The sequence below is a fragment of the uncultured Allobaculum sp. genome, assembly GCF_948576815.1.
Taxonomy (GTDB): domain Bacteria; phylum Bacillota_I; class Bacilli_A; order Erysipelotrichales; family Erysipelotrichaceae; genus Allobaculum; species Allobaculum fili.
The window spans coordinates 17,853-28,165 of record NZ_CAPAEZ010000032.1 but is presented as its reverse complement, the minus strand read 5'-3'; the positions used below and the strand labels follow the sequence as shown (position 1 = coordinate 28,165).

Annotated in this window: 7 protein-coding genes and 1 tRNA gene; 2 read left to right on the top strand and 6 right to left on the bottom strand. The window is 53.2% G+C overall.

Translation table 11 applies throughout. From position 1 onward, the window contains the following. Positions 1-273 precede the first annotated feature (273 nt). Positions 274-1,716, top strand: a complete 1,443-nt coding sequence (locus tag Q2J39_RS06015) for a leucine-rich repeat domain-containing protein (RefSeq protein ID WP_230266733.1) — start codon at positions 274-276, stop codon at positions 1,714-1,716. Positions 1,717-2,105: 389 nt separating this feature from the next. Continuing rightward, a tRNA-Leu gene (locus Q2J39_RS06010) sits at positions 2,106-2,190 on the top strand. Between the two features lie 147 nt (positions 2,191-2,337). Here the strand turns inward: Q2J39_RS06010 and Q2J39_RS06005 are convergent. From Q2J39_RS06005 to Q2J39_RS05980, 6 genes are all read right to left on the bottom strand, one after another. Next, entirely contained in the window at positions 2,338-3,513 is a 1,176-nt protein-coding gene (locus tag Q2J39_RS06005; protein ID WP_288339439.1) for a hypothetical protein, read from the bottom strand. After that, the gene (locus Q2J39_RS06000; protein ID WP_230266731.1) at positions 3,497-4,024 is read right to left on the bottom strand and encodes an RNA polymerase sigma factor; all 528 of its coding nucleotides are present in this window, start codon (positions 4,022-4,024) and stop codon (positions 3,497-3,499) included. Before Q2J39_RS06000 ends, Q2J39_RS06005 begins: the two co-directional genes overlap by 17 nt. Before the next feature lie 35 nt (positions 4,025-4,059). Then, positions 4,060-4,905 (bottom strand): hypothetical protein, encoded by an 846-nt coding sequence (locus tag Q2J39_RS05995; protein ID WP_288339436.1) that lies wholly within the window; start codon positions 4,903-4,905, stop codon positions 4,060-4,062. A gap of 297 nt (positions 4,906-5,202) precedes the next feature. After that, on the bottom strand, positions 5,203-7,008 hold the full coding sequence (locus Q2J39_RS05990; RefSeq protein WP_288339434.1) for a bifunctional homocysteine S-methyltransferase/methylenetetrahydrofolate reductase: 1,806 nt from the start codon (positions 7,006-7,008) through the stop codon (positions 5,203-5,205). Then, positions 7,001-9,565 (bottom strand): homocysteine S-methyltransferase family protein, encoded by a 2,565-nt coding sequence (locus Q2J39_RS05985; RefSeq protein ID WP_288339432.1) that lies wholly within the window; start codon positions 9,563-9,565, stop codon positions 7,001-7,003. The genes Q2J39_RS05990 and Q2J39_RS05985 overlap by 8 nt, the downstream gene beginning before the upstream one ends. Then, the gene (locus Q2J39_RS05980) at positions 9,555-10,226 is read right to left on the bottom strand and encodes a hypothetical protein (protein WP_230266727.1); all 672 of its coding nucleotides are present in this window, start codon (positions 10,224-10,226) and stop codon (positions 9,555-9,557) included. Before Q2J39_RS05980 ends, Q2J39_RS05985 begins: the two co-directional genes overlap by 11 nt. Between the last annotated feature and the right edge of the window lie 87 nt (positions 10,227-10,313).

The following is a 10,313-nucleotide window of genomic DNA, read 5'->3' as shown; positions in this document are numbered from 1 at the left end:
ACTAGAAAGGCAAGGCACTGCTCACTTGTGAAGCTTAAGTGAACAGCATTGGTTTCAGGACGGAAAAATCAGAACGGGTAAAAACGGGGAAATAAGAAAAAACCAGTCTTTCAGGAACAGTTTTTCTGCGCAGAAAAGAAGATTGGAAAAGGGGCAATGCAAGGGCCTTCTGTACGGCTGCTGGGAAATGCTAAATCGCCCGGATTGAAATCATCCCGTGTGGTGGATCATGTATAATAAAGGAAATCAAGCCATCGAATTGGAGGGAAAAACATGTTTATTCGCAATGAAGCTTTAGCGGAAGTGATTGCCGGCACTCTCCACAAAACCCCCGAGACGCTGCAGAAAGAAGATCTTAAGGAACTGATTTCGCTCGACGCCTCCGATCGCGATATTGATACGATCGAAGGTCTGCAGTATGCCGAAAATCTCGAAAAGATCAATCTGTCCAACAATGCACTGACGAGCATTGAAGCGCTTCGTCCTCTGTCGAGCCTGGTGGACGTCAATCTGTGCGGAAACCGGCTGCGTGACATTGAACCGCTTAACGCCCATTACCAGATCAAACGACTCAACCTGTCCCGTAATAATCTGTACGTTATGGATATTTCCGCGGTTGGAAGCATGATCAACCTGGAAATCCTCAATCTGAGACGAGCCAAAATCGACTCGCTCGATTATGTAGAAAGCTGCAAGCACCTCAAGGAAATCCGGATCAATACCGAAAACGGACCGTTCAACTATTCGGTTCTGGGCATGCTTCCGGAACTTGTCCGTCTCGATATGTCGGGCATGCGCCGCTACTATATTGAAGATCTGTCTTTCCTTCGCCACATTGAAGAACTGAATCTGTCCACCAACCTGGTATCGGATATTTCTTCGCTCTCGGCGATGGAACACCTCAAGAAACTCGATGTTTCCAATAACCCGTATTTGAAAGACTACGATCCGCTGAAGGATTTCCCGTCGCTGGAAATTCTCAACCTCGACTACAACAATCCAAATGACTTTTCTTTCCTGGCCAAGCTGAAACATCTGCGCGTGCTTTCCATGGAACAGACCGGCTTTACGGATATGCGCGAGCTGAATCATATTAAGGAACTCCAGGTTCTCAACCTGTCCAAAAATGAACTCGAGCACGTCGACGAATTTACGAATGTCGAACACCTCAAAGTGCTCCATGCCGAGTTCTGTCTGCTCGATCATGTCGATTTCCTCGCGAAAGCCAAGGAACTCGAAGTCCTCGATCTGTTCACCAACCGCATCACAAGCATCGACTGTCTGCGCGACGATACCGAACTGGTGGATCTGAACGTGGGAAGAAACCAGATCCGCAGCATCGAGTGCCTGCGAGACATGCACAATCTGAAAATCCTTTCGCTCGAAAACAACAATATTTCCGACCTGTCTCCGCTGGAAGGTCTGAGCGAACTGTGCGATGTCGACCTTTACAACAACAACATCTCCGATCTGCGCCCGCTGGCTGATCTGACGTTCATTTCGTATCTGCGTCTCGATCACAACATGATCCGCGATCTCTCACCGCTTTCCAACCTGAAGTTCCTGCGCCAGCTGACGCTGAAAGCCAACTACATCAGCGATGTCAGCCCGCTCAAGGATCTGCCTCTGCTGCAGGCCCTGCGTCTGGAAGACAACCCGATTGCGGATACGTCTGCACTCGAGAAAATGGCCTTCTACGACAAATTTACGGAGTAATCCAGTTCATTCAAGACATTTGGTCCCTGAAGCAATTCGGGGACTTTTTTTGCGCAGAGAACGCTGTGTTCGCCATCCGTTTGAAAGCGGGGAAGAAGAGAGACCGGCATTTTCTTTCGGAACCGTTTCGAACGGCACATGCGCATTTTCGCTGGTCCCTGGCTTTCATCTCGAGGCTTCGTTTCTCTCTGATCCTGCCTTCAATTCACCCTTCAATTCACCGCATCTGGGAAATTTTATAAATTTTTTAAAAAGGGTTGCATTTCGTTTCAGGAGGAGTATGATTACACATGTTCGATGAACGCGGCGATCAAAAAACCTTCAAATCGTCAGTCAGTTTCAAAAAGAAATTGACACGTTTAAAGAACTGTGTTAAAGTATTCAAGCCTGAGGTCGTGGTGGAATGGCAGACACGCTACTTTGAGGGGGTAGTGAGCTTAGCTCGTGTGCGTTCAAGTCGCATCGACCTCACCATTTGAAAATTCGCTTCCGCAAGGAAGCTTTTTTTATGCCTTGTCGGTCTGCCTGTATCCTGCGGGCGCTGACCCGACATGGACAAAAGAAAAACGGTCCGGAGGAAAACCGTCTTCGAATTCGAAGAGGTTCATCCGGACCGTTTTGTCATTTTTCGGCCTGTTTCAAATATTCGGGCTGAATCGCGCAAAGATCAAAGGCTTCATAGCCGTCGTACGTCTGGCTCTTTACATAGAAACGATAGTACGGCATCAGCCAGGTACCCGTTGCATCGCTTTTCCAGATCCGCCAGATGCGATCGCTTTGCGGCGCTTCATAGCCTGCGGGCGTTTCAAATGCCCGAATGGCTTCCTCCAGACTTAAAACCGGATAGTCCGCTTCCCAGTCGGCGGTATCGAGCGGGTAGACAATGGCCTGTACGCCTCCCTTGTTTGCATAAATCGTAATGGGTCGGGCTTCGCTTGTGGAAAGCCGATCGCCTTCCGCTTTTTCTCTGGCATACACAATGAAGGTGTACGTCGTCTGCGGTTCCGTCGTACGGACGGGAATCGATTCAATGACCGGATTTTCGATTGGGAAAAGAGCGGAATAGCTTTGAACGATCTGTTCGATCTGGGCTTTTGCTTCGTCGAGGGATGACGCCGAGAAGGAAATCGCTCCGTTGACGAACAGTTCTCCCTGATCGCTGCCCACCAGATCCAGACGTCCCCAGGGCGTATCAGCCCAGATGGAGGAATTCATCAAATACGGATCGATATCGCCAATTGTCCATTGCGCGTCGATCTGCAGCGCTTTGGCAAAGGGTTCCAGCTTTTCGAGCATGCTTTCCTGATCGTCTGGGTTCAGGCGCCGCTGCTCTATGGCCTCATGCCAGCGATACACCGGAAGCGTTTCTGGCCATGCCTCGCTGGCGGCTGGATTTACGGTCTGTTCGTACCATCCAGCCGTGCCCAGACCGCCCGCATTCAGAACGGGAGTTTCACCGGAAGCGGGATTGGGCAGCGGCGTCAGATCGGCTGTGCGAACGTCCGGATTGGGACTGGCGGATGGAGTGGGCAGTACCCATCGATTCGAGTTGGGAAAGGAAGTCAAGGTAAGCAGAAGAATCATAGCCAGAGCCAGTCCCGAAGCCAGTACCGGCTTCCAGGTTCGATTAAAGAAGGACGGGCGTTTTTGATTTTCGCGTTCCTGCGTCTGGCTCCCCCTTATTCTGGTCTGCTCTTCCTTAATTGCAGAAATCAGGTCCTGCTTCTGTTTAGAAGAGAGAACGGCCTTTTTCATCGTGCTGCGATATTCTTCCAGATACTTATCTTCTTCTGTCATGCAAATCCTCCTTTCCATGCTCCCTGGACAGGATGACTTTTAAATGCCCTCGACCGCGGGAGAGCAGGGAATAGACCGTTCCCGGGCGGCAGTTCAGAATCTGCGCGATCTGATCGGCAGAAAGGGATTCGTAATAGTGAAGGTAGAGGACACTGGCTTCTTTGGATGGAAGCGAGCGGACCAGATCGAGAATTTCATTGTTTTCTTCATTAGCGGGTGCCGGATCGTTTCGCGGATAGTCGGTGCGCATCTTCTGCCACCAGCTGCGATGGTAGTCCTTGCACAGATTGATCACCACCCGGTACAGCCACGCTTTGCGGTGGTCTCCATCGTGAAACGCCTGATCCGAGCGCATGTAGCGAAGGAAGGCTTCCTGCACAATATCCTGCGCCTGAGCACAATCGCAGTAGCTCAGCGCCAGACGATACATGCCATCGCCGCACTCTTCTACTGCAGACTCAATTTCTTCATCGGTTTTCAGTTTCGCCTGCCTGGGCGGTTGATCGTGCATACGTACTCCTGTCTAAAATGGGCGGCCAGAGAATTCTAGATGGTCTGATAGCTTTCGAGCTGCAGAACATACCCGCGGTCGTCCTGGGTCAGTGTTCCGCCAAGAATGGCGGGGCAGCCGCCGATGGGGATGTTTCCGTCAAAACGGAGCTGGCTTCTGGAATTGGAGGTCAGCCAGAGAATCGGACGTCCCTGCTCGTCACGCGGGGCGTTCTGGCCAAGATTGCCGCTCACTTCGATGTACTGATCGAGCAGCGAAGGCGCGTTGGCGAGAACCGTCTCGACATCATATACCGTATTCGTATTTTCTTCTACGGGTGCCGAATACGGGAGCGCATTCACGCCGGAAGCCGAAAGCTGTTCGGCCGAATCGGCATTGAGGACGTACTCGCCGTTGAGTGCCTGCAGCGTTCCGGTAAGTCGTGCTTTGCAGGAACCGAAGTTCACGCAGCCCGTAAATCGCAGAGCGCTGCCGTTATCGGACAGGATGTATGTGGCGTAGCCGCCGTTTCCATCCGGCATCGCCGCCTGCGGCAGATTGCCGATGACCGAGATGCGCTGACCGATCAGCGAAGCGCCCTGAGCCAGAACGGTGTCGACGTCGTAGTCAGCGACCGGATCCGCAGCGGGCTGTTTGCTCGCTTCCTGTACGGAAGGAGCTGAAGATGCGCTGTCGTTTTTCTTTTGATCGGAAGCGTCTTTCTTCGAGTTTTTCTTTGCATCTTTTTTCGTGCTTTCCTTTTTGGCTGTCGTCTGGCTTTGCGAAGCGCTCATGGACGAGCCGTCGCTCTTTGCGGCTGAAGACGGAGAAGACGGCGAAGCGCAGCCGATGGCCACAAGGGAAAGCAGACAGAGTGTGAGAACAGATTGAACAGGTTTCATACAAGAGAACCTCCTTTACTTCAAACACGATTAAGATGAGAGAATCCTTGCATAAATTTGGATATTTTTCTTTTTCGATTATTTCTTTGAAAAAAAGGACAAAAAAGATATCGGACGGCTTCGAAAAGGGAGCAAAAAGGGCTCTTGTTCCAGAGAAGCTGCAAAAACTTTAGCAGCGAGCAGGAAAAAGAAGAAAAAACGCAAGAATCAGGAATCTGGCGCAATCCAAAAACAGCAGGAAAGTTCTGCAGGCGTTCTGTCGGTTCTCCAACATACGCCTGAGGGCTTTCCTGCTGTTTATTCTGTAAGCAGCGGTTCGAGCGCTTCAATGAGCGAGAGGATCAGCGAGACGCGTCGAAAGGGCGTCATCAGATAAAACCCGTCGCAGAATTTGGCCGCCTGTCGGGCTAAATCCTGGCAGACGCGCAGAGAAATGGCTTCGCATTCCTCCCGGTCCTTATTTTCATATAAAGCGGCCAGCTCATCGGGAATATCCATGCCGGTAATTTCGTTTTTCAAAAAGAGGGCATTGCGATGGCTGACGATCGGCATCAGCCCGGCGTAAATCGTGCCATGAAGCTGTGCGCGGGCGGTTTGAAGATTTTCAATGGCCCGACGGGAAAAGATGGGCTGTGTCAGAAAGCCTTCAATGCCGGCAGCTTCCTTTTCTTTGGCGATGCCGAGCTGGACGTCAAAATTTCGGGCGTTCAGATCGAGCGCGGCCAGTTTATGAAACGGCTGGCAGAGCCCTTCGTCTTCGAGTGTCTGGACATACGAAGCGAGCGTACGGGAATTGAACGAGAACACCGCTTTGACTTCATCCCGGCTTTCTCTGGGCAGCGGATCGCCAGTGACGAGAAGCACCTGATGCACGTCTTCCATCGAAAGCCCCAGAAGCAGAGCTTTGATGGCGTTGAGGTTGCGATCCCGGCACGTCATATGGGGAAGAACGTCCAGTCCGGTTTCGCGATGAATTTTGCAGGCGAGCAGGGAGGAGTCCGCACGCGGCCGTCCAATCGGATTGTCCGCGATCGTAAGCATGTCGATGCCCGCCTGTTTCAGGCGAACCGTATCTTCTAAAAACGGGACGATATGATCGTTGGTGGGCGGATCGAGTTCGACCAGAATCGATTTGCGTCCGTTTCGCAAATTGAGATCCAGCCGGTCGGGATGCCGGCGGCGCTGCACCGATCCTCTCGAATCTTCCGGCGATTTGGCCGCAGAATCCGTTTTCTGGAGGGCGCAGTCCGCATCGAGCACGGCTTTGAGTGCCGCAATGTGGTCTGGGGTCGTTCCGCAGCATCCGCCAAGAATCCGAGCTCCTTCTTCCTGCATCGCCTGCATGGTCCGGGCAAAATAGTCCGGCGTTCCGCTGTAAATGGTGCGTCGGCTGGTCACAAACGGATAGCCGGCATTGGGCATGACGAGCATCGGCTTGGAATAGTCCGGCAGATCCTGCAGCAGCCGAAGCATGTGAGACGGTCCGCAAAGACAGTTCAGACCAATCCAGTCGATGGCGGGTGCCTGATCGGCTTTTTCCAGAAGCATCCTTGCGGAACAGCCGTTCGGACTGAGTCCGTCCGGACCAGCCGCAAAACTGATCGCAATGCGTGAAGCCGGACAGAGATCGCGAATCGCTTGCGAAATGTCTTCCATCTCGCGAAAATCCGGCTGGGTTTCCAGCAGAAAGTTCGTTACCCCCTCGTCCAGAAAGAGACGGGCAAGCGGTTCAAACACCAGACGAGGATTTTCCTGTTTCGAAACCGGACCAAGATCCGCGAACAGCAAAACATCGCTGCGTCCGGATTTTTCGATCGCCGCGTTTGCGGTCTGTACAGCCTGATGAATCAGATGCGCCGTCAGATCGGGATTTTGGGTATACAGGCCAGGAACGGAAAAGGTACACGTCTTGATCGCGCTGGCGCCACCCTGCAGGTATTCAAGGTGAATGGCTTCGATGCAGGCAGGATCGCCCAGAAGTGCCTGATCGACCTGATCGGCGGGATTCTGTGTTTTCGCAGCATAGTACGTCCCGTAGGCGCCGTCAAACAGCACGGGATAGACAACGTCTTTCGCGAATTTTGAAGGCTGGGGATCAGTCATGTGCGGATGTCTCCTTTTTGTCGGATTCTCGATTTTCCTTTTCAAAAAAGGTTTCCGCAATCTGAACCGAAGCTCTCGCATCGGGCGCGTACCAGTCGGCCTTTATGTTTTTCGCGGCTTCTTCGGTCAGAACCGCGCCGCCGACCATGATTCTGGGCGGATTGTCGAGCGTGTGAAGAAGGGCGATGGTCTCTTCCATCGCTTTGAGCGTAGTCGTCATCAAAGCGGAAAGACCGACCAGACGAATGTTTCGTGAAACGACCGCATCCAATACGGCTTGCGGGGAGACATCGCGGCCCAGATCGATGACGGTAAAGCCATAGTTTTCCAGCAGCGTCTTGACGATGTTCTTTCCAATGTCATGGATATCGCCCTGCACGGTAGCCAGAACGATTTCACCGCGCGATTCCCGGTTTTTGCCGGACGCTTCGAGCGACTGGGCGATCACTTCAAAAACCGCCTGCGCGGCATTGGCCGACTGGAGCAGGGACGGCAGATACAGAACGCCTTTTTCATAATCCGTACCGACACGATCGAGACACGGAATGAGCAGTTCAGACGTGAGTTCGATTTCGTCTTCGCCTTCGCGCAGAAGGTCTTTAGCGGCCTCGGCTGCCTCGCCGGAAAGACCTTTATAAATGGCATCCATCAGACGGGCGCGGGAATCACAGCCGCCAGACAGCGGTGCAGCATTCGCGCCGCTTGTCAAAGCGGATTCGGCCGACGGATTTACTGGGCTCGAAGTTTGAATCGACGCCGCAGCGGATGTCGCTGCCGGTTTCTGCGTTTCGAGAAACTGCCTTTGCGCAAAACGTTCGATGTAGCCGCGGCAGCCGTCATCGATCTGGCGAAGGACTTTGAACGCCGCAATCGTATCCATCAGCGGTTCCAGAGACGGGTTGATGATCGCAAAGTTCAGACCGCACTGCAGCGCGGCGCTCAAAAATGCCTGGGTCAGAATCGGCCGGCAGGGAAGACCGAAGGAAATGTTGGAAACACCAAGGATCGTTCGCGTATCGGGTTCTTTGTTCAGTTTTTCGATTGTTTCCAGACTGCATTTTGCCTGATCCTGCTGAGCGCTGACGGTCAGCGTCAGCGCGTCAAACCACAGATCGCCGTGGGCAATGCCGTATTTGGCGGCTTCCTGTTCCAGGCGACGGGCAATTTCCAGACGGCCTTTTGTACTGTCGGGAATTCCGGCATCATCCAGACAGAGGGCAACGACTGGCGTGCCGTATTTCTGGGCGAGCGGGAAAATGGAATCCATGCTTTTTTGCGAACCGTTTACCGAATTGACGGCGCATCGGCCCGACGCCTGGCGCAGTCCGGCTTCAAGCGCTTTCGGATTGGAAGAGTCCAGAAGCAGGGGCAGATCGCAGACGCTTTGAATCGTACGAATGACCAGCGGCATCAGGCGAACTTCGTCCACATCCGGCGCGCCGACATTCACATCCAGAATGTTTGCGCCGGCTTCTTTCTGTTCAATGGCGAGGCGGGCGATGAAATCAAAATCTTCCTCGCGCAGCGCCTTCTGCATGCGCTTTTTCCCCGTCGGGTTAATGCGCTCGCCAACGACCTGAATCCCGTCACACAAAGTGAACAGACGATCCGAACAGATGGCGTCCAGCCGCTTTCCGGCTGGCCGCAGCGGGTGGTTTTTCAAGGCTTTTGAAAGCCGGGAAATGGTGCTGGGGGTCGTCCCACAGCAGCCGCCGATGGCTACCGCACCGGCTTCGACGATTTTTCGGACAAAGCGAACAAAGTCTTCGTCCGAAAGATGGTAGTGTCCGCTGATCGGATCGGGCAGACCGGCATTGGGCTTGCACAAAATGGGCAGGCTGGTCACGTCATGAAGCCTCTTGACCAGATCGACCAGCTGATCCGGACCGAGGGAACAGTTCAGACCGATCGCATCCGCCCCCAGGGACTGCAGGGTAATGGCGGCACATTCGATGCTGGTGCCGGAAAAGGTCCGGCCGCTCTGTTCAAACGTCATCGTGACCGCAACGGGCAGCGAACTGTTTTCTTTTGCGGCCAGCAGGGCAGCTCTGGCTTCGGCTAAATCGCTCATCGTTTCAATGACAATCAGATCCGCGCCGGCACTTGCGCCGGCTTTGACCATCGCCGTAAACTGCGCATAGGCTTCGTCAAAGGTGACGCTGCCCATCGGTTCCATCAAAATGCCAAGCGGACCAAGATCGAGCGCGACTTTGGAGGAGGTTCCTGCAGCGGCATTTCGGGCGAGCGCCACGGCCTGCTGAATGATGACTTCATACGATTCCGGTTCGTCCTGGAATCGATCCGGGGAAGCGCCAAACGTATTGGCGTAAATCACATTCGCGCCGGCTTCGATATACTGGCGGTGAATGCCTTCAATCACTTCGGGGAACAGAACGTTGTTTCGCTCGGGATGACGAAGCAAAGGCAGCCCGGCTTTCTGGATCATTGTTCCCATGGCACCGTCCAATACGATCAGTCGGTCCGGTTCAAACAGAGTCAGAAAGCGATTGGAAGTGTCTGTATTTTGGTAATCGGGAGATGTCGTTTCAGTTTTCATAGCAGCGAAGTCCTCCTTTAAGGTATTTGCAGTCTGGGCGAAGCGGGCAGTACGCGCAGCCGCGGATTTTTGCAGGAAGGGGCGTGCGGCTCAGCCCGATGAATGCGGTAACGGATTTGGTCGGAACCATCATGCGGGAAGGCAGAACGTGTACGCCAATCGTCTGTGCAAGCTTTAAGAGTTCAGCCAGATCGCTTTGTAAAGAAAGCGGCAGATCGCCGTATCCGCACGAAAAGCGATCGCTGAAATACCAGCCAGGAAGCTTCTGCTGCAGCTCTTTTGTGCAGGCGTCGAGTTCTTCGTCGATCAAAGCGCTTCCAAGTGCGTCAAAAACCAGAGCTTTCGCACTGTTCTGTACTTCAAATTGAGAAAGCTGCCGGTCAAAATCGCCAGAAAGCGTTGCCCCGAGAATCAGAACTTTCTCGCAGTGTGCAAGCAGACTCTGAGCCATACGGCCGCTCAGGACGATTCGCCCCTGATCTACAGAGATCGAATCTCCATTGCGTTCGAGATCAAAAACGCGAAAGATAAAGCGAAAATGCGTATTTTCCTGCAGCGGATGCCGCAGCTCTTCTAGCAGCGGTTCATAGCGCGAAACGGCCGCTTTGGGTACGTGACAATAGCGCAGGGCCGTCTGCTTCAAATTTTCCGTCCATTTCATGAATTCCATTATAATGAGCATGGTTTAAACAGGCTAACTCTTGTAGAAGCCGACGGCGTACGAAAATCTGCAGACGATGTCTGCAGA

Excerpts from the sequence above, each read along its gene's own strand:
- Q2J39_RS06015 (WP_230266733.1), top strand. The coding sequence starts at position 274 with ATGTTTATTCGCAATGAAGCTTTAGCGGAAGTGATTGCCGGCACTCTC.
- Q2J39_RS05990 (WP_288339434.1), bottom strand. The coding sequence starts at position 7,008 with ATGACTGATCCCCAGCCTTCAAAATTCGCGAAAGACGTTGTCTATCCC.
- Q2J39_RS05985 (WP_288339432.1), bottom strand. The coding sequence starts at position 9,565 with ATGAAAACTGAAACGACATCTCCCGATTACCAAAATACAGACACTTCC.
- Q2J39_RS06000 (WP_230266731.1), bottom strand. The coding sequence starts at position 4,024 with ATGCACGATCAACCGCCCAGGCAGGCGAAACTGAAAACCGATGAAGAA.
- Q2J39_RS05980 (WP_230266727.1), bottom strand. The coding sequence starts at position 10,226 with ATGAAATGGACGGAAAATTTGAAGCAGACGGCCCTGCGCTATTGTCAC.
- Q2J39_RS06005 (WP_288339439.1), bottom strand. The coding sequence starts at position 3,513 with ATGACAGAAGAAGATAAGTATCTGGAAGAATATCGCAGCACGATGAAA.
- Q2J39_RS05995 (WP_288339436.1), bottom strand. The coding sequence starts at position 4,905 with ATGAAACCTGTTCAATCTGTTCTCACACTCTGTCTGCTTTCCCTTGTG.